Source organism: Streptomyces racemochromogenes (genome assembly GCF_039535215.1).
In the GTDB taxonomy this organism is placed as follows: domain Bacteria; phylum Actinomycetota; class Actinomycetes; order Streptomycetales; family Streptomycetaceae; genus Streptomyces; species Streptomyces racemochromogenes.
The window spans coordinates 46,824-69,749 of sequence record NZ_BAAAWT010000001.1; the positions used below are offsets into that span (position 1 = coordinate 46,824).

21 protein-coding genes and 4 pseudogenes are annotated in these 22,926 nt (G+C 72.6%); 17 read left to right on the forward strand and 8 right to left on the reverse strand.

The window, feature by feature from the left end:
* Positions 1-228: 228 nt before the first annotated feature.
* Positions 229-327 (forward strand): annotated as a pseudogene (locus ABD973_RS00235) (IS5/IS1182 family transposase); the annotation flags it as partial.
* 71 nt (positions 328-398) lie between these two features.
* Here ABD973_RS00235 and ABD973_RS00240 read toward each other — a convergent pair.
* On the reverse strand, positions 399-944 hold the full coding sequence (locus ABD973_RS00240; RefSeq protein WP_125823736.1) for a GrpB family protein: 546 nt from the start codon (positions 942-944) through the stop codon (positions 399-401).
* 665 nt (positions 945-1,609) lie between these two features.
* Between ABD973_RS00240 and ABD973_RS00245 the strand changes: the two genes are divergently transcribed.
* From ABD973_RS00245 to ABD973_RS00295, 11 genes and pseudogenes are all read left to right on the forward strand, one after another.
* Positions 1,610-2,878 (forward strand): hypothetical protein, encoded by a 1,269-nt coding sequence (locus tag ABD973_RS00245; protein ID WP_345497471.1) that lies wholly within the window; start codon positions 1,610-1,612, stop codon positions 2,876-2,878.
* Positions 2,879-2,985: 107 nt separating this feature from the next.
* Complete coding sequence (locus ABD973_RS00250) at positions 2,986-3,159, forward strand: CsbD family protein (RefSeq protein ID WP_125823734.1); 174 nt, start codon at positions 2,986-2,988, stop codon at positions 3,157-3,159.
* A 175-nt stretch (positions 3,160-3,334) separates the two neighbouring features.
* Entirely contained in the window at positions 3,335-4,555 is a 1,221-nt protein-coding gene (locus tag ABD973_RS00255) for an ROK family transcriptional regulator (protein WP_125823733.1), read from the forward strand.
* Positions 4,556-4,567: 12 nt separating this feature from the next.
* The gene (locus ABD973_RS00260) at positions 4,568-4,666 is read left to right on the forward strand and encodes a putative leader peptide (protein ID WP_328740532.1); all 99 of its coding nucleotides are present in this window, start codon (positions 4,568-4,570) and stop codon (positions 4,664-4,666) included.
* Between the two features lie 247 nt (positions 4,667-4,913).
* Entirely contained in the window at positions 4,914-6,476 is a 1,563-nt protein-coding gene (locus tag ABD973_RS00265; protein ID WP_345497476.1) for an ABC transporter substrate-binding protein, read from the forward strand.
* A gap of 4 nt (positions 6,477-6,480) precedes the next feature.
* Positions 6,481-7,425: an ABC transporter permease gene (locus ABD973_RS00270; protein ID WP_345497478.1), complete on the forward strand. Its 945-nt coding sequence runs from the start codon at positions 6,481-6,483 to the stop codon at positions 7,423-7,425.
* A 3-nt stretch (positions 7,426-7,428) separates the two neighbouring features.
* Positions 7,429-8,268, forward strand: coding sequence for an ABC transporter permease (locus ABD973_RS00275; protein ID WP_125823730.1), 840 nt, complete (start codon positions 7,429-7,431; stop codon positions 8,266-8,268).
* Positions 8,269-8,384: 116 nt separating this feature from the next.
* Positions 8,385-10,225, forward strand: a pseudogene (locus ABD973_RS00280) (ABC transporter ATP-binding protein).
* Complete coding sequence (locus ABD973_RS00285) at positions 10,222-12,570, forward strand: arylsulfatase (protein ID WP_345497481.1); 2,349 nt, start codon at positions 10,222-10,224, stop codon at positions 12,568-12,570. Before ABD973_RS00280 ends, ABD973_RS00285 begins: the two are co-directional and overlap by 4 nt.
* Before the next feature lie 98 nt (positions 12,571-12,668).
* Complete coding sequence (locus ABD973_RS00290) at positions 12,669-12,917, forward strand: type II toxin-antitoxin system RelE family toxin (protein ID WP_125823728.1); 249 nt, start codon at positions 12,669-12,671, stop codon at positions 12,915-12,917.
* A 46-nt stretch (positions 12,918-12,963) separates the two neighbouring features.
* Entirely contained in the window at positions 12,964-14,508 is a 1,545-nt protein-coding gene (locus ABD973_RS00295) for an FAD-dependent oxidoreductase (RefSeq protein WP_345497485.1), read from the forward strand.
* A 6-nt stretch (positions 14,509-14,514) separates the two neighbouring features.
* On the opposite strand, the gene ABD973_RS00300 is transcribed toward ABD973_RS00295, so the two are convergent.
* The 3 genes from ABD973_RS00300 to ABD973_RS00310 form a co-directional block, all read right to left on the reverse strand.
* Complete coding sequence (locus ABD973_RS00300) at positions 14,515-15,264, reverse strand: anti-sigma factor (protein ID WP_125823726.1); 750 nt, start codon at positions 15,262-15,264, stop codon at positions 14,515-14,517.
* Positions 15,261-15,854, reverse strand: a complete 594-nt coding sequence (gene sigK / locus ABD973_RS00305) for an ECF RNA polymerase sigma factor SigK (RefSeq protein ID WP_425586070.1) — start codon at positions 15,852-15,854, stop codon at positions 15,261-15,263. Before sigK ends, ABD973_RS00300 begins: the two co-directional genes overlap by 4 nt.
* 377 nt (positions 15,855-16,231) lie before the next feature.
* A complete protein-coding gene (locus ABD973_RS00310) occupies positions 16,232-16,873 on the reverse strand; it encodes a carbonic anhydrase (RefSeq protein WP_125823724.1) in 642 nt (213 codons plus the stop codon).
* Between ABD973_RS00310 and ABD973_RS00315 the strand changes: the two are divergent.
* The 3 genes and pseudogenes from ABD973_RS00315 to ABD973_RS00320 all read left to right on the forward strand — a co-directional run.
* Positions 16,872-17,201 (forward strand): annotated as a pseudogene (locus ABD973_RS00315) (hypothetical protein); the annotation flags it as partial. The gene ABD973_RS00310 and the pseudogene ABD973_RS00315 overlap by 2 nt on opposite strands.
* Positions 17,201-17,498: pseudogene (locus ABD973_RS34680) on the forward strand (hypothetical protein); the annotation flags it as partial. The pseudogenes ABD973_RS00315 and ABD973_RS34680, both read left to right, overlap by 1 nt.
* A 112-nt stretch (positions 17,499-17,610) precedes the next feature.
* Positions 17,611-18,264, forward strand: coding sequence for a fasciclin domain-containing protein (locus ABD973_RS00320; RefSeq protein ID WP_345497491.1), 654 nt, complete (start codon positions 17,611-17,613; stop codon positions 18,262-18,264).
* A 97-nt stretch (positions 18,265-18,361) separates the two neighbouring features.
* Here the strand turns inward: ABD973_RS00320 and ABD973_RS00325 are convergent, their stop codons facing one another.
* Positions 18,362-18,811, reverse strand: coding sequence for a spore-associated protein (locus tag ABD973_RS00325; protein ID WP_345497493.1), 450 nt, complete (start codon positions 18,809-18,811; stop codon positions 18,362-18,364).
* Positions 18,812-19,228: 417 nt separating this feature from the next.
* Here ABD973_RS00325 and ABD973_RS00330 point away from each other — a divergent pair, with 417 nt between their 5' ends.
* A complete protein-coding gene (locus ABD973_RS00330) occupies positions 19,229-19,459 on the forward strand; it encodes a hypothetical protein (protein WP_125823722.1) in 231 nt (76 codons plus the stop codon).
* Positions 19,460-19,528: 69 nt separating this feature from the next.
* On the opposite strand, the gene ABD973_RS00335 is transcribed toward ABD973_RS00330, so the two are convergent.
* A complete protein-coding gene (locus tag ABD973_RS00335) occupies positions 19,529-19,690 on the reverse strand; it encodes a hydrophobic protein (RefSeq protein WP_125604293.1) in 162 nt (53 codons plus the stop codon).
* Between the two features lie 217 nt (positions 19,691-19,907).
* Between ABD973_RS00335 and ABD973_RS00340 the strand changes: the two genes are divergently transcribed.
* Positions 19,908-20,081 carry a CsbD family protein gene (locus ABD973_RS00340; RefSeq protein WP_125823721.1) on the forward strand — a complete coding sequence of 58 codons (174 nt, stop codon included), beginning with the start codon at positions 19,908-19,910 and terminating at the stop codon, positions 20,079-20,081.
* A gap of 105 nt (positions 20,082-20,186) precedes the next feature.
* Here ABD973_RS00340 and ABD973_RS00345 read toward each other — a convergent pair whose 3' ends face one another.
* The gene (locus ABD973_RS00345) at positions 20,187-22,142 is read right to left on the reverse strand and encodes a hypothetical protein (RefSeq protein WP_345497500.1); all 1,956 of its coding nucleotides are present in this window, start codon (positions 22,140-22,142) and stop codon (positions 20,187-20,189) included.
* A 4-nt stretch (positions 22,143-22,146) separates the two neighbouring features.
* The gene (locus ABD973_RS00350; RefSeq protein WP_345497502.1) at positions 22,147-22,920 is read right to left on the reverse strand and encodes a hypothetical protein; all 774 of its coding nucleotides are present in this window, start codon (positions 22,918-22,920) and stop codon (positions 22,147-22,149) included.
* Between the last annotated feature and the right edge of the window lie 6 nt (positions 22,921-22,926).

Here is a 22,926-nt window from a genome sequence, read left to right on the forward strand (position 1 = left end):
ATGGTCGATACCGCCGCGGCCGGGGACCCGACCGTCCGGAACAGCCGCGGGCAGCGCATTGAGGTGCGTGGCGGGGCGGCGGGCCACGTACGCGTCAGCGCCGGATCCGAGCGGTTATCGTCATGGTGACGATATTAGGCCAGGGTGAACTCACGATGCAAGCAGGACGTGCCCAACGCGGCGGAGGGCCGCTGCGCACCGGGTGGCTCACCTGGGGTGGCCGGACACCGCATCGCCCGTAAGGGCACCGGGAGTTCCCAGCGACTCGGACGACACCGATGGACCGTCGAGCGAACCGTGGCCGGGCGCGCCGGCGGCCGACGCCTCCACCGACGCTGCCGTAAGGGCTGTCTCGTGACTCCGACGGACTTGGCTTCGACTGTGATCGGAAAGCTCGGTCAGGCGTCGCTGGGGCCGGGAGTCCAGCCGGTGTGCTGCGCCCATGCGTCAGCGCGTCGGATGACGTCCCATACGAAGGCATCTTTTGCCTGGACGTAGCCGGGACGGTCGTCGCGGAATCTGGCCGCGCAGTGCTGCTTGGCGGCCGCGTACTCGTTCGCGGCAGCCGTGTGGCACCGGAGGTAGTCGCGGAACAGGAGGGGGAACTGCTGTGAGAAGCTGCCCGTTTGCCGCACGTGCACGTGGGTCCGGCGCTGACCTGGAGGTTCCCGGAAGTATCGTTTGGTCCGTTCGGGATTGTCCGCCCGGTACACGAGCCCCATCTCTGTCAGCGGGCGCAGGAACGCATCCGTCGCTTCCAGCGATTCCACTGAGATCTGGATGTCGATCACCGGCTTGGCCGCCAGTCCTGGCACCGAGGTGGACCCGATGTGGTCGATACGAGCCGCAGCATCACCGAGGGCGACACGCAGGCACGTGCCCCACGTGGCGAACATGACTGGCCACGCAGGGTCGTAGGGCATGATCTCTACTGGCTTTCCCATGCTGCGAAGTGTGTAACGATCTCCGGGGGCGGCACGAATTCGAACCGCGCCGAGGTCAGCCTCACCTGCGTGGAGCCGAGTTGGCCGGTGGGCTGCGGTGTGCGTCTTCGACGCCGAGGACGTCGCGCACCGGGAGCGGGCGGGTTGCTGAGGTAGCCGGCCTGGCCCCGTAGGCCTGCGGGGCCGTCGTGGCTCGCCCAGGGGCCGGCCCTGCTTGTCGGGCGGGTGGGCGGTCAGCTTGGCGATCATGTGCTCAGACTCTGTCCGTCCCCGCTCGCCCGGGCGTGAACGGGTGGAGCACAGCGCAGGCAGCAGCTCCCGGTCCCCCGCCGCGGCGTGCGCGGCCGCGGAGTACGTTCGAAGGACGGGGTGCGGCCCTGGCCATCGGGGCCGCGACGGGGGCCGCACCCCGGCAGCGCGACAGCGTCCCGGCGGGCGATGCCCGCGGCCGGGGCGAGGCTCCGAGTCCTCGGGCGGCGGGGGGGGGAGCCGAGGCCGGGGGGACCGCCAGTGCCGTCGGTTTGGTCTGGGCCGGAACAGGCCATTCCGCCCCGTAGTGATCATCTCGGTCCGTTCTGGGCCGCTACGCTCGCTCGCGCCCGAACCACACGACGACCACCGCCGGCCGGACCACGCCGTCCGGTCACCGGGAGAATGAGGGAAACATGCACCACTTAGGACCGGCCGGGGCGCTGCGCAGGGGCTTCGCCCTCACCGCGACCTGCGCGGTAGCCGTGCTCGGCTTCACGGCCCAGCCCGCCACGGCAGCTCCGGCCAAGCCCGCCGCCGCCCCGGCCGCCGTCAAGCCCGGCGACAGCTGTACCCCGGCCGACCTCGGCACCCGCCGCCCCTACATCAAGACCACCGAGGTCATCCCCACCATCACGCAGTTCAAGGGCTGGTACGTCACCGAGGGCTCGACCGGATCCCAGACGGTCTCCACCAACGTCCAGGAATCCATCGCGGTCTCCGTTGGCCTCAACGGCAGCGCCCAGGGCAGCTTCACCGTCGAGGCCCTCGGCACGGTCGGTGCGACCGTGGGCCTCAACGTCCAGGTCACCTACACCCGCACCAGCAGCACCTCGAAGTCGATCAGCTGGAACTTCCCCCGGCCCGGCTACTACGGCCTCTACGAGGGAACCAAGAAGGTCACCGGCACCTACAGCAGCCTCAACTGCAACCGCACCGCCCTGGGCGGCGGCGCCTACGCCCTGAAGTGGACCGAGGGCCCCGACACCGGCAGCTACACCACCTTCACCACCCTCGAAGAAGGCGCAGTGCGCTGCGAGGACAAGGTTCCCGCCAACAGCATCATGCGCAGGGCACAGGACCTCCTCGACTGCGGCTCCCCCGCCGCCACCGTGAAGCACCCGGGCGGCCCCGTCCCCTCGGCCAAGGCCGACCAGGCCAGGGACGAAGTCGCCGCCGCCGCTGCCGAAGGCATGAAGGCCGCCCATGCGGCCAGGCCCGCCCCGCGCGCCGCACTGGACTGCCAGCCGGGCGTCTACAAGATCGACGTTCCGGGCAAGCCCCTGAACTGGAGCGCACCTCTCCTGGCCAACGACGGCATCCGCCTGCGCGAGTCCACGTTCTTCAGCGCCCACCTGGACAACTGGCGGCTGTGCAACGTGACCGAGCGCAACGGGGTCATCGAGGCGTCCCTGTGGAACTGGGGCAACGGCGGATGCGCGACCATCCCGGCGAACATCGCCAACCAGGAGCAGGCCTACCTGACGACGGCCACCTGCGGGGAGGACGACCTCCAGCGGTTCTACATCTACCGCGACGTGCCCGGCAGCTCCAAGATCGGCCTGCAGAACAAGTACACGGGCTCCATGATGGGCCACGACCGGTACGCGGACGGGGAGTTGATCCGCCAGTACTCCAGCGGCCGGCAGGACGGTACGGGTACGTACACCCTGACCGGGGTCTGACGGCTCCGCAGCCGCAGACCTGTCGGTGGGCATGACGGTGGGTTTACGGGCGTCGATCGGGAGCACATGAGGGTCACGACCAATCCGGTACGTCACGAGGAGGTCCCATGTCGGGCACCGAGAAGACCAAGGCCCACGTCGAGCAGGCCAAGGGCAAGGCCAAGGAGACCGTCGGCCGGGCCGTCGGCAACGAGCGCATGACCGCCGAGGGCCGCACCGACCAGGCCAAGGGCAACGCCCGCCAGGCCAAGGAAGACATCAAGGACACGCTCCGACACTGAGCCGCCCCCACGGCCCCCCAGGCGGGGGCACCCGCTGGGCCCCGACCCCCTCCCCCTGGGTCGGGGCCCAGCCACGTCCTGCGACGGGTTCGCGTGACACGTGTGGTGAACTGGGGAACGCCCGAACGAGTTCGAGCGCCACTGGAACCACCCGTGCCCGAGTGAGGAACCGCAGATGCACGCCCCGCTGAACAGCCCCTATCGGCAACTTCGCGGCGGCGACGGCCGGCGGGAGGCGAACACCTCCGCGGTGCTGCGGACCGTGCTCGACCACGGTCCGGTGGCGCGCAGGCGGATCGCGGCCCTCACCGGGCTCAGCCCGGCCGCGGTCTCGCGGCAGGTGGTCGACCTCGCCGGGCTGGGGCTGGTGCGGGAGCGTCCCGAACTGGTCGCCGCGGCGGGCGTCGGCCGTCCGCAGGTTCCCGTGGACATCGACTGTGGCCGGGTCGCGGTGGCCGGTGTGCACATCGGGGTGCCGGGCGCGACGCTGTCCCTGATCGACCTGCGCGGGCGCGTCCTGGCGCGGGAGGACGTGAGCGGTCGGGAGCCCGGCCCGGCCGGGATCCTTGGGCGGGTGACCAGCCGGCTGCCCGCCTTCCTCGCCGCGCACCGGGGTGGCCTCACCATCGCGGGCGTGGGTGCGGTGCTGGGCGGAAGGGTGGACCCGGAGCGGGGGATCGCGGTACGGCACGAACCGCTCGGCTGGTACGAGGTACCGCTGCGCGACGCGTTGGAGCGGGTGACCGGGCTGCCGGTGTACGTCGACAACCACGCGCGCGCCCTCGCCCAGTCGGAGATCCTCTTCGGCCATCCCGATGCGCAGCACAGCATCGTCGCGGTCTTCGTGGGGCATGTGGTCGACGCGGCTCTGGGCAGTGGCGGCCGGGTGCACCTCGGGCCGCGCGCGGCCACCAGCGACGTGGCGCACCAGCCCGTACCCGGGAGCCGGGCGAAGTGCGGCTGTGGCAGGACCGGCTGCTTCGAGGCGGTGGTCTCCGACACCGTCCTGTTCGCGGAAGCCGCGGAGCGGGGCATCATCGCCGAACCGGACCGCGCCCTGCTCTCCGAGGCCGTGGCGGCGGGACACCCCGGCGCGGACCGTCTGGTACGGCACCGGGCGCGGTTGATCGGCCGGGCGGTCGCGCTGCTGGCAGACCTGGTCAATCCGGACGTGGTGGTGGTGCACGAGACCTTCTCCGGGGCCCATCCGCGGTACCTCGAGGCGATCCGTGAGGAGGCGGTCGTACGCTCCCACCTGTGTGACGACCCGGAGCGGATCGTGGCTCCCGGAACCGGGGAACGGGCACTGGACGTCGCCGCCGGCACGGCCGTTCTGGCCAACATCTACGCCGATCCGCTCAGAACGGTGGCGTTTGACCAATCACCGGGTGTCTGACAATCTGCGCGCATGACCCCGACCGTGCGGCTCGTTTCCCGCCGGCATGTCGACCTGTGTCGCCATGCCAGCGCGATCTGTGCCGTGCCGTCGCCGGGCTGTCCCCGCTGACTTCGACGTCAGCCTGAGGCCCCCGGGCCGCGTTCCCGCCGTTCCCGTCCTCCGGGAGCTCGTGCGGCACGGCCGCTCCCCCGCACCGCGTTCCGCGATCCCGACCGGATCCCTGCGCCGCGGTTTCCGCTGCTCCACCCTGCTTCGCCCTGCGATGGACCGCACCCGGTCTCACCTGGGATGAATTAGTTCCGCTCAGATTGCAATTAAGTTTCGCTCGCTTCCTCATCGCCAAGGCGGTTCCATCATGACCACGCTCCCTCCCCTCTCCCGGCGGGGCCTGCTGCGCGCCGTGGGTGCCGGCTCCCTCCTCATGACGCTGGGGGCCTGCCGCTCCGCGGTCGACGAGAGCACGCCCGCCGCCGCGGCGAGTCCCCGTAGGGGAGGCACCCTGACCGTCGCGCACGGGGTCGACTTCACTCCGGCCCTGCTCTTCGCGGTGAGCGCGATGACCCTCGTCCCACGCTTGGTCTTCAACACCCTCACCCGCTACGACGACAAGCTGCGGCCGCAGCCGGAACTGGCGAAGTCCTGGCAGGTGGCCCCGGACGGCAAGAGCATCACCTTCACGCTCCGCGACGACGTCACCTTCCACAACGGCCGCAGGTTCACGGCGGACGACGTCATCTTCGCGGTGCAGAACCTCCAGAACCCGGTGCGAGCCGCCCAGTTGAGGTCCACGGCGGCCGCCGTCACCTCGTTCGAGAAGCGGGGCGACCACGAGATCACCCTCGGCCTCGCGCATCCCGTCAGCAACCTCTTCGACCTCTTCGAGTTCATGTTCATCGCCGACAAGGACTCCGTCGAGGACGCCGTCACCGGCAAGAGGCTCATCGGCACCGGGCCCTACACCTTCACCGGCCGCGATCCGGGCGCCTCCCTCAGCTTCGCGCGCAACGAGCGCTACTGGCAGCCCGGCCGCCCCTACCTGGACAGGGTCGAGATACGCGTCATCCCGCAGCCCGACTCGCTGCTCTCCTCGCTGCGCACCGCCCAGTCTCAGCTCTCGTTCGACGTCCGGGGTCAGGACGTGGCGCAGCTGAAGGACGACAAGCAGTTCCGGATCAAGGGGTACGACACGGGCGCCGGCGCCCTCTACCTCGGGGCGAACGTCAAGGAGCAGTACACCGGCGACAAGCGCGTGCGCCAGGCACTGTCCTGGGCCGTCGACCGCGAGCGCATCGTCAAGCAGGTCCTCGGCGGCTACGGCCAGGCGAGCGCGGCCCCCTGGCCGAAGTCCTCCCCCGCGTACAGCGACGCCAACGCGAGCCGCTACCGGCACGATCCGGACAAGGCGCGGGCCCTGCTGAAGGAGGCCGGGCACGACAGCCTGTCCCTGCCGCTGGCCCACGCTTCGGTCCCGCGGGTCACGGCCATCGCGCAGATCATCCAGTACGACCTGAAGCAGATCGGCATCACCACCGAGCTCCAGCCGTACGACTCGGCGACCATGCAGAAGAAGCTGATCGCCCAGCAGATGCCGGCGCTGTGGACGATGGGCCACGGCTTCGCCCAGGTCCACCCGTCCACCCTGGCCGTCAGCGCCTACCCCTTCAACGAGGCCAAGAACACCTCGCAGTTCAGCTCGGCCGCCTACACCGAGGCGGTGCGGGCGGCATGGGTGCGCGATGACGCGGAGGGCCCCGGGGCCGTGGCGGCCTACCAGCGCATCAGCGACCAGCTCCTCGACGAGGCCTTCATCATCGACCTCGCGGTGGAGGCCCAGGTGGAGGTCGCCACGGCCAAGGTGCACGGGGCGGACCTGAACAAGTTCGGCTACCTCATCCTCGACGACGCGTACCTGGTGTGACGCCGTGCGCTCCTACCTGTTGAAGAGGGTTCCCTCCGCGCTGCTCGTCCTGGCGCTCGCCTCGTTCGTCGTCTTCGTGATCCTGCGCCTCATCCCGGGCGACCCGGCCAGCACTCTGGCCGGACCGGACGCCGGACCCGCGGCCGTCGGGGCGATCCGCGCCCGGCTCGGCCTGGACCGGCCGCTGTCGGCCCAGTACGTCACCTGGCTCGGCGAGCTCGTACGCGGCGACCTCGGACCCTCGTACGCCATCGGCGGCGAGGTCGGCGAGCTCATCGGCCAGGGGCTGGGCCGGACGGTGGAGCTGGCCGTCGGCGCCCTGGTGCTGACGGTCGCGCTCGGCCTGGCCCTGGGGGTGCTGGGGGCGACCGGGCGCGGACGCGGGGTGCGTGCCGGGGCGCGGGCGGTGGCCACCGCCGCGCTGGCCGTGCCGCCGTTCGTCACCGGCATCGTGCTGGTGCTGGTGTTCGCGGTGGCCCTGCGCCTGCTGCCCGCCGGCGGGTACCAGTCGGTGCTCGACGCCCCCGACATCGGCCTGCAGTACCTGCTGCTGCCCGCGCTGTGTCTCGCCCTGCCGAGCGGCGCCGTCCTCGGCCGCTCTCTCCAGGACGGGCTGGAGCGCGCCCTGGCCGAGGACTACGTACGCACCGCCACGGCCGTCGGCGTCACCCGCCGGCGCATCATCTGGCGGCACGCGCTGCCCAACGCCCTGCCGTCCTCCGTCACCGTACTCGGCATGCAGATCGGGCAGCTGCTCAGCGGAGCCGTGGTGGTCGAGGCCGTCTTCGCCTGGCCGGGGCTGGGCATGCTCGCCGAGCAGGGGGTGGTCCGCCGTGACTATCCCGTCGTCCAGGCCCTGCTCCTGCTGCTGGTCGCGGTGTTCGTCGCCGTCCAGCTGCTCACCGACATCGTCTACGCCTGGCTGGACCCCCGGATCAGGTGGGAGTGAACCATGACGACCACGACCCTCCCGCTGCGCGCCCGCAACCGCTACGTGGGCGGACTGCTCACGGGGCGGGGCATCACCGGACTGACCCTGGTGTCCGCGATCGCCCTGACCGCGCTGCTGGCGCCGCTGCTCACCTCCGCCGACCCGCTGGCGCAGAGCGGTGACGCCCTGCTCGGTCCGTCGTCGCGGCATCCGTTCGGCACCGACGACCTCGGACGGGACCTCTTCAGCCGGGTGCTCCACGGCATCCGCGCCGACCTCGCCATCGGTCTGACGGCCGTGCCCCTCGCCGCCGCGGCGGGCTGCGCCCTCGCCCTGCTCTCCGTCTCCTCCCGGGCTGCCGATGCCGCCGTCCAGCGGGCCTTCGACCTGGTGCTGGCCTTCCCCGGGCTGATCCTGGCCCTGACCCTCACCGCCATCTGGGGACCGGGCCGGCTGCCCGTCGTGGCCGTCATCGCCCTGGCGGAGACACCTGCTTTTGGCCGGCTGCTGCGGGGCGGCATCCTTGTACAGCGCGAACGCGAGTACGCCGTCGCCGCGCGGGTCGGCGGCGCGGGGCGGCTGCGCGTCCTGTTCCGCCACGTCCTGCCCAACGCCGTCGACCCCATCGTGGTCCAGATCGCCACCGCCCTGTCGGTCGCCGTGTTCATCGAGGGCGCCATGAGCTTCATCGGGGTCGGCATCAGGCCTCCGGAGCCCTCGCTCGGCAGCATCCTCAGCCAGTCCACGGGCTACATGGGCACCCACCCCACCTTCGCGGTGGCACCGCTGATCGCGGTGACCGCACTCGTCATCGGCTTCACGCTCGTCGGGGAAGCCCTGAACCGGGGGATCCGGCAGTGACCCAGGCCACGAACCGCACCACCACCGACAACGCCGACCACGCCGACCACGCCACCGCATCCGCCGACAGCACCGGCACCGCCGACACGGCCGCTTCCGGCCCGCGCGCCCGACCCGTGCTCGACGTGCGCGGCCTGCACGTCAGGTTCCCGCTCGGCAGCCGGTCCGCGCACGCGCTCCGGGGCGTCGACCTCTCGCTCGCCGCCGGGGAGACGCTGGGCATCGTGGGCGAGTCCGGCTCGGGCAAGTCGACCCTCGCCCTCGCCCTGACGCGCATGCTCCCGGCCGGCGGCCGCATCACGGACGGCTCCGTGCTCCTCGACGGCCAGGACCTCGCCACCGCTTCCGACGAGGCACTGCGCCGGGTCCGCGGCGGGCGGATCGGGATGATCTTCCAGGACCCGATGGCCTCCCTCAACCCGGTGCTCTCCATCGGACAGCACCTGGACGAGGCGATGCGCGCCCACGGCCGCGGTGACCGGCGCTCGCGCCGCGCCCGCGCACGGGAACTCCTGGACCTGGTCGGCATTCCCGACCCCGCCCAGCGCGTCGACGACCACCCGCACCAGTTCTCCGGCGGTATGCGCCAGCGCGTCATGATCGCTCTCGCGCTGGCCAACGAACCCGACGTCCTGCTCGCCGACGAGCCGACCACGGCGCTCGACGCCACCGTCCAGGACCAGATCCTGACCCTGCTCGAACGGCTGAACCGGGAAACGGGCACCGCCCTCGTGCTCATCACGCACGACATCGGCGTCGTCGCCCGCTCCTGCCGTCGGGTGCTGGTCATGTACGGCGGCGCGGTCGTCGAGGACGGTCCCACCGACCGGGTCCTCGCGGACCCCCGACACCCCTACACCGCCGGACTGCTGGCGGCCGTGCCTCGGCTGGAGTCCCCCTCGGGCACCCGGCTGCGGAGCATTCCCGGCAGCCCGCCCGACCCCGCCGCCTCCCTGCGGGGGTGCGCGTTCGCGCCCCGCTGCGCCCTGGCCGAGGACCGCTGCCACGACCAGGCGCCCGTTCTGACCCGGGCTTCGGCCGGCGTCCGCTCCGCCTGCCTGCTCACCGGTCCGAAAGACGTCGTCACCGGGGAACCCCCCGAAGACCTCCGGACCCGGCCGGCCGCCGGTCCGGCCGCGGCACCGCTGCTGGAGGTCACCGGGCTGCGCAAGACGTTCCCCGGCCGGGGGCGCGCCGGGCGCCGCGATCCGCTGGTCGCCCTGGACGGGGCGACCTCGTCCTGCACCCCGGAGAAACGCTGGGGATCGTGGGTGAATCGGGGTCGGGCAAGTCCACTCTCGCGCGCACCATCGTCCAGGTGTACGAGCCGACCTCCGGAGCCGTCCGGTTCCGGGGGCGGGAGCTGTCCGAGGCGTCACCGGAGGCCTCCCGGGCGCTGCGGCGCGAAGTGCAGATGGTCTTCCAGGACCCCTTCTCGTCGCTCAACCCCCGGATGACCGTGGGCCAGATCATCGCCGAGCCGCTGATCGCGCACGGTCTCGGTGACCGTGCACAGCGGGCGGAGCGGGTGGCCGCGCTGCTGCGGCAGGTCGGACTGGAACCGGAGGCCGCCGGGCGGCACCCGCGCGCGTTCTCCGGCGGCCAGCGCCAGCGGATCGGCATCGCCCGGGCGCTGGCCCCCGAGCCGTCGGTCCTCATCTGCGACGAGCCCGTCTCCGCACTCGACGTCTCCGTCCAGGCACAGGTCGTCAACCTCCTCACCGACCTGCAGCGCGACCTCGGGCTCGCCCTGCTGTTCATCGCCCACGACCTGGCGGTGGTGCGGCAGATCAGCCATCGCATCGCCGTGATGCACCGCGGACGGGTGGTCGAGACCGGCCCCGCCGACGAGGTCTGCACGCGCCCGGCACACCCCTATACCCGCACCCTCCTCGGGTCCGTACCCAGGACCGCCCCCTCCTCTCCCCCGTCCTCTGCGAAGGAGCTCCGCCCGTGACCAGCCCCGCCACCCCGGCCACTCCGGACACACCCACCCGTCGCGATCCCTACGCCGGCTTCGCCGGACGGGTCGGCCGTACCTTCGCCGAGTCCGAGCCTTCCTGGCAGCCGGGGCGCCGGCCCGGAGGGCGTGCCCCGAACGTCGTCGTGGTCCTGGTCGACGACATGGGTTACAGCGACATCGGCCCGTTCGGCTCGGAGGTCCCCACCCCCGTGCTCGACGGGCTGGCCGCGGGCGGCGTGCGCCTGGCCAACTACCACACCATGCCGCTGTGCTCCCCCGCCCGTGCCGCCCTGCTCACGGGTCTCAACCCGCACCGCGTCGGATACTCGACGGTCGCCAACTTCGACCCGGGTTTCCCCGGTTACGGCATGGAGGTCGGGGAGGACATCCCCACCCTGGCCGAGGTCCTCCACGACGCGGGCTACGCCACCTACGCCGTCGGCAAGTGGCACCTGACCCGCGACTCGGCGTCCAACGCCGCCGACGACCGGCGCAACTGGCCGCTGCAGAAGGGCTTCGACCAGTACTACGGCGTACTGGAGGGCCTGACCAGCCTCTTCCATCCGCACCAGCTGGTCCGCGACAACAGCCCGCTGGACATCGACGAGCTGCCCGACGGCTACTACTACACCGACGACATCACCGACCAGGCCATCTCCATGGTCAAGTCACTGCGGGCGCACGACCCCGACAAGCCGTTCTTCCTGTACGTCGCCCACAACGCGGTCCACGGCCCCCTCCAGGCCAAGCCCGCCGACATCGAACGCCATCGCGGACGCTACGACGGAGGCTGGGACGCGCTGCGCGGCACCCGCTTCGCCCGGCAGATCGCCGACGGGCTGCTCCCCGAGGGAACCGTCCTGCCGGAACGCAACTCCGAGGCGGGCTTCGACGTTGACCCATGGACCGATCTGACGCCGCAACAGCAGCGGCGGTACGCGCGCTACATGGAGGTGTACGCGGCGATGGTCGACAACATCGACCAGAACCTTGGCCGGCTCACCGACACCCTGCGCGCACTCGGCGAACTCGACAACACCATCGTCGTCTTCACCTCCGACAACGGCGGCACCGGGGAGGGCGGCGCCGAGGGAACGCGCAGCTACTTCAGCCGCTTCGTCCACCAGCCCGTCCCGGACGACTGGAACGAGGACGTGGACCGGGACACCGACCTCATCGGCGGCCCGCAGAGCCTGGTGCACTACCCGCGCGGCTGGGGCATGGCCTCCAACACCCCGTTCCGGCTCTACAAGGGCCAGACCTACGCGGGCGGCGTGCGCGTGCCGTTCGTCATCTCCTGGCCCGAGGGACTGCGGCGGGCCGCGGGCGACGACGGGGTCCGGCAGCAGTACCAGTACGTCACCGACATCACCCCCACCCTGCTGGAACTCGCCGGCGTGCGCCGCCCGGAGCTGTGGCGCTCGCGGCCCGCCCAGGAGCTCGACGGCGTCAGCTTCGCCCCCGTCCTGCACGACGGGCGGGCGCCCGGCGCCCACACCGAGCAGTACTGCGAGATGTCCGGCAACCGCAGCTACTACCGCGACGGCTGGAAGCTGGTCACGCTGCACCGCCCGGGCGCACCGTACGACGACGGCGAGTGGGCGCTGTACGACCTGCGCACCGACCCCACCGAAACCACCGACGTCGCCCAGGAGAATCCGGACGTGGTGAAGGAACTGGCCGCGGCGTGGGAGGCGGCGGCCTGGCGCAACGGCGTCTTCCCCCTCGCCGACGGCAGCGGCGCACTGGCCCGGCGCAACCCCGCCGAGGAGCGGTTCCACCGCCCCCTGACCCTGTTGGCGGGCACTCCCGAGCTGGAGCGCTACCGCTCCTCCCGGCTCATCTCGTTCCGGTCCTTCGACGTCACCGTGGAACTCGACGAGCACGCCGCCTCGGACCAGGGCGTACTGGTCTCGCACGGCGACCAGGGCGGGGGCTACAGCCTGTACGTAGAGGACGGACGGCTGCGCTTCGCGTACAACGAGTACGGCGAGCTGCACGAGACCGACGCCGGCCCGCTGCCCGCGGGCCGGCGGACGATCACGCTGTCGGCCGCCGCGGTGGAGGGCCTGCGCTGGGAGTTCCGCTTCCTGGTCGACGGCGTGGAGAGCGGCCGTTCGCACAGCGTCCACCAGCTGATCGGCATGGCGCCGCTCCAGGGGATCAGCGTGGGCGTGGACCGCAAGTCCCCGGTCTCCTGGCCGGTCTACGAGCGCCACCGCAGCTTCCGCTACACCGGCCGCCTGCGCTCGGTGACGTACACCCCCGGTGCACGGGCGCCCTACGATCCGGCGCTCGTGGCCCGCGCGCTCCGAGAGGCGGCCGCCGCCTTCGAATGACGGACGGACGCGCGCCGGCCCGGCCGGCACACCGCCTTCGGGTGTGCCGGCCGCTGCTGGGGGCAGGCGCCGGGGACGAGCCAGAGGGAGGGCGGGCGATGGCCTACCCCATCGTGTGGAACGAGGCCGCCGTGAGCGGCGCCGCCCGGCACCTCGCAGACGATCCCGCCGGACTGCGGCAGCTGCTGCGTGCGGTCGATCTGCTGTCCGGCGAGCCCCGGCCGCCGGGGGCCGCCGCGCACGGCCCACGGCTCTGCCGCATCCACGTCGGCCGGTACCGCGTCCTGTACACCGTCACCCGTCGTCCGCTGACCGTCACCGTCCTGCACGTCGGACGCCTCGGCTGACGGGGCCGGGGTGCATCAGGGCGGGTTTCCTGGGCAGCCGCCGGATATGAACCGACGTGCGGACATCGGCCGGTCCTACTGGATGCGGACGGCGACCCTGCCGGCCTTCGCCCCCCTGGCGGGGGCCGCCGAAGCGGATGTGGCGGTCATCGGCAGCGGCATCGTCGGCCTCAGCACCGCGTGGGAACTCGCCCGCGCGGGGGTCGGCGTCATCGTGCTGGAGGCGGACGCCCTGGCGGGCGGGGTCACGGGGCACACGACCGCGAAGCTCACCGCCCTGCACACGGCCGTGTACGACACGCTGCGGAGCAAGCACGGAAGCGACGTCGCGCGGCGGTACGCGGCGTCCCAGAGCGCGGCCCTGCGGCACGTCATCGAGGTGGCCGGGGAGCTTCGTGCCGACTGCGAGCTGGAGAGGCGTCCGGCCTTCACCTACTGCGAGGAGGCCGAGGGCGTGGACGCCCTGCGGGCGGAGGCGGACGCGGCGCGGGCGGCCGGACTGGACGCCTCGTTCGTGACCGCGACCGGGCTGCCCTTCCCGGTCGCCGGCGCCGTCCGGGTCGAGGACCAGGCCCAGTTCCACCCCCTCAAGTACCTGGCCGGGCTCGTCGAGGACATCGTCCGGCTCGGCGGACGGCTCCACGAGGGATCCCGCGTCACACGCCTCGACGACGGCGATCCGTGCCGGCTCACCACCGACTCCGGCGCCACCGTCACCGCGCGGCACGTGGTCGTCGCCACCCATCACCCCGTCTTCGACGACGCCGTGCTCTCCACCAGGCTCACGCAACACCGTGACCTCGTGATCGCCGGTGAGCTCCCCGCCGGCCAGGACCCCGAGGGCATGTACATCTCGCAGGAGAACGGCAAACGGTCCGTCCGCACCGCGCCACGGGCGGACGGCGGCCGACTGCTCATCGTCACCGGCGAGGCGTTCACACCGGGCACGGGCGAGGACACCGAGGCAGGCTACGCCCGCCTCCAGGACTGGGCCGGGCAGCGCTTCCCCGGCTTCGCCACCGCCCACCGGTGGGCCGCCCAGGACAACAGCTCGACGGACGCGCTGCCCCTCATCGGCCGCCTGCCGACGAGGGGCGACAACGTCTACGTGGCCACCGGGTTCGCCGGGTGGGGCATGACCGGCGGGGTACTGGCCGGCACGATCATCGCCTCCCTCGTCCGCGGCGACGAGGAGCCCTGGGACGGGCTCTACGACCCCGGCCGCGTCGGCTCACCCCTGCGGTCGGCCCCGGCCTACCTGAAGGCCCAGTGGGACGTCGGGAAGCACTTCGTCAAGGACCGCCTCGACAGCTTCGGCGACGGGACCAACGGCCCCGCCGAAGCCTTGCGGCCGGGTGAGGGCACGGTGGTCCGCGCAGGCGGCAAGCCCTGCGCCGTCCACCGCGACGATCACGGCGAACTGCACGCGGTATCCGCCGTCTGCACGCACCTCGGATGCCTGGTCGCCTTCAACAACGCCGAACGGACGTGGGAATGCCCCTGCCACGGCTCTCGCTTCGGCATCGACGGCGAGGTCCTCCAGGGCCCTGCGCTCGCTCCACTGGAGCGCCGGGACCCGACGGACCTCTGACGGGTGTCACGCGGGAAGGGCCATCAGGAGCAGCGGGGCGGTGGTGGGCTGGGGCGAGCCTCCGGCGGGTTCGAGGGTGAGGCCTACGGCGCCGGCATCGGCCGGGTTTCCGGCGAGGACGACCGTGCCGTCGTGGTCGACGAGTCCGGCGGGGCGCATGGTGCCGTCGTGGTCGAGCCACAGCTGGTAGGTCTTTCCCGCGCCCGGGGCGGGGAGGCCGGCGGCGGTGAAGACGGCCTTGTTCTGCCGTGCGGAGGCGACGACGGTGGTCAGGGCCCCGTTGGCCGCTTTGCCGTGGACGGTGCGTGCGTCGGGGGCGGCCAGGACGGCACTGACGGTGTCGAGTTGCCGCTGGGCCTGTCGGGCCTGCTGCTTCAGCTCCTGTGCGTCCCGGGCCTGCCATACGGCGATCCCGCCGAGTGCGGCGGCGGCGACGCTGGCGGCCAGGGCCAGGGGCACGGCCCGGCGGCGCAGGATGTCGCCGAGGGCGGGCGCCGCGGCGGGTGCGGGCAGGCGCGGGGGCAGTTGGCGTACGCCGTCGATGGCGGCCATGACCTGCGCCTTGGCCGTGGCGGGCGGCGGCTGGGAGGCGGCCGCGGCCAGGCGGGCGGCGGTCGCCTCGAACTCGGCGACTTCCTCGCGGCAGGCCTCGCAGACCTGGAGATGGGCCTCGAAGGCCTGGCGTTCGGCCGGGTCGAGGGCGCCGAGGGCGTAGGCGGCGGTGAGGGTGTGGGCGTCGCTGGCGTGGTGTTTCATGTGGTCACCCCCATGCAGTCGCGGAGCCGGATGAGCCCGTCGCGCATGCGTGTCTTGATGGTGGGAAGCGGTGTGCGCAGGGCTTCGGCGACTTCACGGTAGGTCAGCCCCCGGTAGTAGGCCAGGGTCACGGCCTGGCGCTGGAGCTCGGTCAGGCCACGCATGCAGCGGCGTACCTGTTCGGACTCCAGGCGGGTCTCGACCTGCTCGGCGACCTCGTCGAAGGCGGTGGTGTGCTCGCGGGCGGCCTGGGCGTACTCGCGGTCGGTGGCCGCCTGGGCGGAGCGGACCCGGTCCACGGCCCGCCGGTGCGCGATCGTCGCCGCCCAGGTGGTGACGGATCCGGCTTCGGGGCGGTAGCGGGCCGCCTGCCGCCACAGGTCGATCATGACCTCCTGGGCAACCTCCTCTGCCTGGGCCCGGTCGCGTACGACCTTGACGACGATGCCGAACACCATGGGCGCGAGGGCGTCGTAGAGGCCGGAGAAGGCCTGTTTGTCGCCCTGGGCGACCTTCTGCATGAGGCCGGTGAGATCGCCGCGGGTGGGGCCGCCCGGGCGGCCGGTGTCGAAGGGGGTCGGTTGGTTCACCTGTGGGGCTCCGGCTGTGGTGAGGAGCCGAAGGGGCGGCCGGGGGCGGCCGTCGGGGGAAGGGGCGTCCATCGCATGCCGGTCCTTGTGTCGTCGTCGGTGCCCGGCCGGACCGCCCCCGGGGGCGGTCCGGTCTCGGAAACCTGTGCGTCTGCCGACTGTTCTTCGAAGCCGACCGGCCTGCGGATGGGAGGCCTCTTCGTCACCCGCGCGAGGCGCGGCCCATCCGTTGGAGGGGGCAAGGCGGCCCCGGGCACGCGCTGTGTGCCGAGCCCGTGCCGGGCGGTCGGGTGCGGGTGGCCCTCGGTGGCCACCCGCAGTGCCGTCGGCGCCGCCTTGCCCGCGCCGGGGCCGGGTCCCGCGTCACGCCGGGAGGGTCAGGAGGCCGCGGGCACCGCCGCCTCGACGCCGCGCGCGGCGATGAGCTGCGCACTGCCGTCGGCCAGCCGGTAGGACAGCCCCACCACGCCGAGACGGCCGTCGGCCACCCGCTCGGACAGGACGCGGGAGCGTTCCAGCAGCAGGTCCACGGTGTGCTGTATGTGCTCCGCCAGGATCTGGTCGTCCTGGTCGCGTCCGGCAGCGCGGGCCGACAGCACGCTCGGGGTGACCCGTTCGACGACGTCACGGACGAAGCCGCCGGGCACCTTGCCGCCGTCGGCCGCCGCACGGGCGGCGGCGATGGCACCGCACGAGTCGTGGCCGAGCACGACGACGAGCGGGGCGTCGAGGACGCTCACGCCGTACTCGATGGAACCGAGGACCTCGGCGCCTGCCACGTGCCCCGCGGTGCGCACGACGAACAGGTCGCCCAGGCCGCGGTCGAAGATGATCTCGGCGGCCAGCCGGGAGTCGGAGCACCCGAACAGCACGGCGAAGGGCTGCTGGGCCGGGGCGACCTCGGTGCGGCGTATCGCGTCCTGGTTCGGGTGCTCGGGGATGCCCGAGACGAAGCGCTGGTTTCCGGCCATGAGCAGCTCGAAGGCGTCGCGGGGCGTCTGGTTCTGGATCTCGGTCATGGCGGCAGCTTACGACGCGGCCGAGCGGTCGGAACATTTTGCGGATCGGACCAATCCGGTGGGTGGGTGCTGCCGAATCGGGGGTGTGAGCAGCTTCCGCAGGACCCTCTCCCGCACCGCGGTCGGTGCGGCGGCCGGACTTCTGGCCGCGTTCTCGGCCTTGGCCGTGGCCGAGCTGGTGGCCGGTGCGGTGCGACCCGCCGCGGGGCCGATCACGGCGGTGGGCGGCGCGGTGACCGACCGCACACCCGCGGCGGTGAAGGATCTCGCGATCCGCACGTTCGAGGAGGACGACAAGGCGGTCCTGCGGCTGGGGATCCTGGCGGTTGCGTCTCCAACGCGGTCGGCGGCCCCTGCACCGGCACCGCCCGTCGGCTCGGCGTGCCCCTCGCCGAACTCCTCGGGGAAGCCGGAGTGCGGCCTCCGTCCGAGGGAGGGAAGGCAGATCAGCTGGTGGCCCGCTCGGTGGACGGGATGACCTTCCTCCTGGCGGGCCACGCCCGGCGGCCGCACGATCACCGTCCGCGCCACCGGCGGATCCGGTCAGGTGCAGACCGAGCAGCGCACGCGGACCATCCCCGACGGAGCGAGCGGCCTGCACAGCGTCTTCGTCACCGTCCCCTAGACCACGGGGCTCCTCAGCCCCTCGACCACTGGACCGGCCCGCCGGCCGGCTCCGGCAGCACGACCTGTCACGTCAACACACCGCAGAGAAAAACGCCAAGGAGCAACAGATCATGAGCAGCAGCATGAAGTTCCGCCGTACCGCGGTCGCCGTCGCCGCAGCCGCCGTGCTGCCCTTCTCCCTGGCGGCGTGTTCCGACTCCGGCAGCGACACGGAAGCCGCCCCCAGCGCGGCCGCCGGTGACCAGGCCAAGACCGGAGCGAGCACCCCCGCCGGCGAATCGATGACCGGTGACCAGCCGTTCGGCCCGGCCTGCGCGGGCGTGCCCAAGGAGGGCGCCGGCTCCTTCGACGGCATGGCCAAGGACCCCGTCGCCACCGCCGCCTCCAACAACCCCGCCCTGTCCACCCTGGTCGCCGCGGTCAAGCAGGCCGGCCTCGTGGACACCCTGAACAACGCCAAGGACATCACCGTCTTCGCCCCGACCAACGACGCCTTCGCGAAGATCCCGAAGGCCGACCTGGACAAGGTCCTCGCCGACAAGGCCACCCTGACCAAGATCCTGACCTACCACGTCGTCGGCCAGAGGCTCACCCCCAAGCAGCTGGAGAACGGCAGCTTCGAGACCCTCCAGAAGGGCATGGTCACCACGAAGGGGTCCGGCGAGACCTACAAGGTCAACGGCACCTCCAACGTGGTCTGCGGCAACGTCAAGACCGCCAACGCCAACGTCTACATCGTCGACACCGTCCTGATGCCCAAGTAGCCCGCGGCAGGGCTCCCCTGCGGTCGTGCGGCCGTCGTGGCTCAGGCCCCGACGGCCGCACGACGGAACGGGACGTCGTGGTCAGGAGGGTCCCGGGTCAGCGGACCTCGGTGACCCGGTGCTCCTTGCGCGCGCCGCAGTTGGAGTTGTACACCTGCACGTGCACGTTGCTGATGCCCCCGCCCCAGTCGACGCAGTGGCCCTTGCCGTACACGTAGGCCGGGCCCGCGTACGAGGTGTACCGGCCGTAGTCCTCGCCGCGCTCCCAGGTTTCGGGGACTTCGATCCAGAGGGCCATGTCCACGGCCGCCCCCGGGTTGTTGCGGATGGTAGCGACGCAGTTCTTGCCGTTCGAGGCGTTGTACGTGAGGTAGACGGTGCCCAGCGAGCCGATGGCGGCCGAGTTCACGGTCTTGTAGGCGCTTCCGCAGACCTTCTGCGGCGTGGTGTTGGGTGCGGCGGAGGCGGGCCCCGCCAGCGCGGTCGTGGCCCCCAGGGCCAGGGCGGCGACTGCGGTGGTGGTGACGACGGGACGGGTGAACCTCATTGTTTCCCCCTGGTGGTCATTGGAGTCGGACGCTCCTGGAGGGAAGGACATGCGCGATGGCGGAACGGTTGCGCATGGTCCGCAAAATGATGTGGACGCGCCGCTTCACCACCCCGTCGGGTAGTGGTTTGAGAGCCGCGGGCGGGGGCAGCCGTGCAGTGTGCTGCGGTTCCGCGACGAGCGGAGGCAACCGAGCATCGAGCCCGTGAGGGGCGGCCCGCCGCGGCACCGCACTACCAGCCACGCCTCCCGGGACCTTCATCCTTTCCGACCGGGAGGCGGTCGGCGCGTGCCGGCCTTCCAGTCGCCCCTTGATCACCTCCGCCTGCGCCACGGGGTACGCGAGAGGTTCAAAACGGAAAATTTCGGGTACTCGGAAAAATCCGGTTATTTTCGACCCCGCACGACGATCAAGCGGTGAATTCCATGTCCATGTGCAAGACGCCCGACTACCGAACGGGCCACCGCGGCCGCCACTGGACCCATGCGTTGCGCGCCGCCCAGCGGACCGGGGCCGTCATCGTCACCGATGACACCAGCCAGCCCGTCACCTACCGTCCCGAGCCCACGGGCCCCGGCCGTTTCCGTCCCTGGACCACCGACGCCGGAATCCGGTACGACAGTCACGACGTCCACCCCGAATGGTGAAGCCACGGCTGTGGGCCGCTCCCCCGGTCGGGGAGCGGCCCACGAGGGCGTAGCGCCGGGATGGTCCGGCTACCAGCGGTACCAGCGGCCGCTGCCGCCCTTCGGACGGGCGACGAACCCGATCAGCCACAGGACCAGGACAGCGATGGCGATCCACCACAGGATCTTCACCGCGAATCCGGCGCCGAACAGGATCAGGATCAGCAGGAGAACGAGAAGCAGGGGAACCATGGTTATCAACCTCCGAAGCGGCGGGTGCCCGCCTCTGCGACGGTCATGCGCTCGATTTTTACCCGCTTCTTATGCGCAGGGCCGGGTAGGAGCGACGGCCCGTCGCGGCGTGGCGCAGCCGGTTCGCCCTGTCGGCGGAAAGAAGGGGGTTTGCGGTCGCCGAGCGGGAGCATGCGAGGGATCACGACCAACGCGGTACTCATACGAGGAGGTCCTCATGTCGGGCACGGAGAAGGCCAAGGCGCACGCCGAGCAGGCCACGGGCAAGGCCAAGGAGATGCTCGGCCGGGCGGTCGGCAACGAGCGGCTGGCCGCCGAAGGCCGCCGCGAGCAGGCCAAGGGCGATGCCCGGCAGGCCAAGGAAGACGTCAAGGACAGCTTCCGCCGCTGACGCGTGGCGCCCTCAGCGCGCTTGCCCCCTCTCGGGCCCCGACCCTTCCCCCGGGTCGGGGCCCGCCCGCGTGCCGATCACGTGCCGGACCACCGTGCGGGCGGCTCAGACCGCCGGGGCCGTGCCGGCGGGTGAGGGAGTCCGGTGGCGGGCGGCCACGGCGTGCGCGGCCGCGTCCAGGAGGCGCTCAAGGACGGGGACCGGGATCGCCGGGTTGGTGACCGCCGCGCCCGCCGTGTCGCGGTCGTGCAGCAGGCCGGCGAGGACGCGGGCCGGCAGCCGCGGATTGCGCATCACGCTGCCGCGGACGGCGGCCTCCGGGTCGTTCAGCAGCCGTACCGAGTCGGCCGGTGACAGCCGCGGGTCCTCGGCCGCGCGGCGGCGCACCTCGGCCTCGGGGTCGCGGGCGAGACGTGCGACGTCGGCGGGGGTGGACTCCGGATCGTCCAGGGCCAGGCGGCGCATCCGGCCGACGGGGTCGTCGGCATGGCGCAGCAGGCCGGTGCGGGGGAAGTTGGGGTGGCCGCGGGGGCGGTCGGGGTGGCTGAAGCTGCCGTCCCACCAGCGCCAGACCTCCAGCAGCAGCTCGGCCGGAGCGTCGTCGCAGGATTCGGCGAGGAAGAGGCGGACCGGCCGGTCCTCGTCCCGCGCCAGGCGCTGCACGACGTCCGGCGGCAGGTGCCGGGCACGGGCCACGCTGCGGCGGACCAGCGGGTGGGAGGACGCGGCGAGGCGGCGCATCGCCTCGGCGTCGCCGTGCAGGCGCTCGACCCAGCGCAGGGTGTTCGACACCAGGGACGGGTCGAAGGCGTGGCGGACCGCGGCGCGCCGCTCCTCGTCGAGGTCGGGCCGCAGTGCCACCTCCGAGCGGACGTCCTCGTCCGGGTCCTGCGCCAGGACGGCGACGCCGAGCGGGCCGAGCCCCGGGTTGGCGGCGAGCGCCAGGCGTTCCTCCAGGGTCCCCTCCCGGACCAGCTCCGCCTCCAGTCCGGGTGCCAGCCGGCACGCTTCGAGCGCGCGCCGGGGCTCGGGCAGGGCCTCGTAGACCTCGCGGGGCATGGGCACGCGGGTGTGGTGGGCGAGGAGCGCCGCCGTACGCACGAGGTCGTCGGCGTCGGCCAGCAGCCGGTCCCGCTGCGGCGCGCCGAGGTCCTCCCAGCGGGCGCAGGCGGCGGCCCGCACCCGGGGGTCGGGGTCGGCCGCGAGGGCCGGGAGGTGGTGGGCGGGGAGCCCGGGGAGTTCGACGGCCGAGGCACGCGCGGGGCCGGCGAGGAGCTCGTCGTACAGGTCGTCGGGGAGTTCGGCACCCCATACGAGGGCACGTTCGGCGAGCAGAACGCGTCGCGCCGACGACGGTTCGGCGCGGACCAGGCGGACCCACTGGCCGGACGTGAGCTTGGGGCGGAAGGCGTCGGCGGGCCTGGAGCGGACCCGGGGGTCGGGGTGCGCGACGGCGGCGTCGAGGACGGCGGGGCGCTCGCACCCGTACAGGAAGCCGTCCTCCACGTCCAGCAGGCGGATCAGCAGTTCGTCCGGGGCGGCCGGGTTGAACCCGATCCTGTCCGCCCAGTGGAGGGGCCACCCGCGCCGGCCGGGTACCGCCGCCCATGTCCCGGCGCGCTCGGCCTCCGTCTCGCGTCCGGCGGCCGCCGCAGCCTCCTCCAGCCGTTCCGGCAGCCGGTCGAGGGCCGTCAGGCGGGGCCCGTCCGCGTCGGGCACTTCCGCGAGGAGCACCTGCCCGTCGGGGGAGAGCGCCACGAAGCCGGGGCCGCCGGTCAGCCGCGGCGCACCGCCGCCGGCGCAGCGGACCCGGGTCCACCAGGAGTCGTTGCCGCCGATCCGGTGTCCGAGTACGGCCACCAGGAACTCGTCGTCCTCGTCCGCGAGACGGCGCCACCACGCGGCGTCGAGCGCCTCCCGGACGGCGTCGGCGGGCGCCGCCGTGCCGCGCGCGACGCGCCAGGCGGCCTCCGGTGGGAAGAGGCTGCCGGGGCGCACGTCCTCGACGACGGTGAGGCCGGTGCGGGCCAGGAACGCGTGGAGTTGCTCTCGGTGGGACACGCCGTCATGATCCCCCGCCGGTTCGTGGAGCGGCAACCGACGCCTGCGGCCTCCCTTCCAGGGTGCCCGGGGTCTCTGTGCCGCGAGTGCGCCGACCCCGCGCCCCGTCCCGAGCGCCCTGCTCGCGGCGGCCGTGGCCCGGTGCGCGGGAGAGCTCGCCGATCGGCGCGAGCACGTGTCCGCCGTCGCCCGCGCACCACCACACGGCCTCCGCGTCCCGCTCCGATCCGTGCACGCCGAGGTCATGCCGGGCGCACACCGGCCAGACCTGCCAGGTACGTTCGAGCAGGCTCTCCTGGATCATGACCGTCAGACTGGTCAGGGCCGTGGTCGGGTCGTCGCACATGGCGGGCAGGACGTGACCGCCCCAGTTGAGTCTTTCGCCGCCGGCGAGGCGGACACCGGCTCCCACCGTGCACCGGTCCCCCAGGACCTCGATCTCCGGTTCGGCCTCGATCCCCCGGGTGGCCAGATCGCGGGCAACGGTCTTCAGCGCGGCACGGAGCGTCTCCAGGCGCTCGGGGGCGAGGTCGAAGCCGGGATCGAAGCCCGTGTCGTCCAGGATGCGCCGGGCAAGGCCGGTCATCTCCGCCGGCGACACCTCGGCCGGGTCGCGTTCGACGACCTCCAGGACGGCGTCGGTGCAGTGCGACCAGTCGAGCAGTTCACACGCCAGGGCGACGACCTGCCGGGGGTCGAGGTCGTCCTCGCGCAGGCCGGCGTACACCCGTCGTTTCAACTCTTCGGCGGCCGCGTGCGCAGCCATCGCGTCGCTCATCCTCCC

Coding starts and splice junctions, on each gene's coding strand:
- ABD973_RS00350 (WP_345497502.1), bottom strand. CDS start 22,920: ATGAGCGACGCGATGGCTGCGCACGCGGCCGCCGAAGAGTTGAAACGA.
- ABD973_RS00310 (WP_125823724.1), bottom strand. CDS start 16,873: ATGACCGAGATCCAGAACCAGACGCCCCGCGACGCCTTCGAGCTGCTC.
- ABD973_RS00240 (WP_125823736.1), bottom strand. CDS start 944: ATGGGAAAGCCAGTAGAGATCATGCCCTACGACCCTGCGTGGCCAGTC.
- ABD973_RS00255 (WP_125823733.1), top strand. CDS start 3,335: ATGCACGCCCCGCTGAACAGCCCCTATCGGCAACTTCGCGGCGGCGAC.
- ABD973_RS00265 (WP_345497476.1), top strand. CDS start 4,914: ATGACCACGCTCCCTCCCCTCTCCCGGCGGGGCCTGCTGCGCGCCGTG.
- ABD973_RS00295 (WP_345497485.1), top strand. CDS start 12,964: ATGAACCGACGTGCGGACATCGGCCGGTCCTACTGGATGCGGACGGCG.
- ABD973_RS00275 (WP_125823730.1), top strand. CDS start 7,429: ATGACGACCACGACCCTCCCGCTGCGCGCCCGCAACCGCTACGTGGGC.
- ABD973_RS00260 (WP_328740532.1), top strand. CDS start 4,568: ATGACCCCGACCGTGCGGCTCGTTTCCCGCCGGCATGTCGACCTGTGT.
- ABD973_RS00290 (WP_125823728.1), top strand. CDS start 12,669: ATGGCCTACCCCATCGTGTGGAACGAGGCCGCCGTGAGCGGCGCCGCC.
- ABD973_RS00250 (WP_125823734.1), top strand. CDS start 2,986: ATGTCGGGCACCGAGAAGACCAAGGCCCACGTCGAGCAGGCCAAGGGC.
- ABD973_RS00335 (WP_125604293.1), bottom strand. CDS start 19,690: ATGGTTCCCCTGCTTCTCGTTCTCCTGCTGATCCTGATCCTGTTCGGC.
- ABD973_RS00245 (WP_345497471.1), top strand. CDS start 1,610: ATGCACCACTTAGGACCGGCCGGGGCGCTGCGCAGGGGCTTCGCCCTC.
- ABD973_RS00320 (WP_345497491.1), top strand. CDS start 17,611: ATGAGCAGCAGCATGAAGTTCCGCCGTACCGCGGTCGCCGTCGCCGCA.
- ABD973_RS00325 (WP_345497493.1), bottom strand. CDS start 18,811: ATGAGGTTCACCCGTCCCGTCGTCACCACCACCGCAGTCGCCGCCCTG.
- ABD973_RS00340 (WP_125823721.1), top strand. CDS start 19,908: ATGTCGGGCACGGAGAAGGCCAAGGCGCACGCCGAGCAGGCCACGGGC.
- ABD973_RS00300 (WP_125823726.1), bottom strand. CDS start 15,264: ATGAAACACCACGCCAGCGACGCCCACACCCTCACCGCCGCCTACGCC.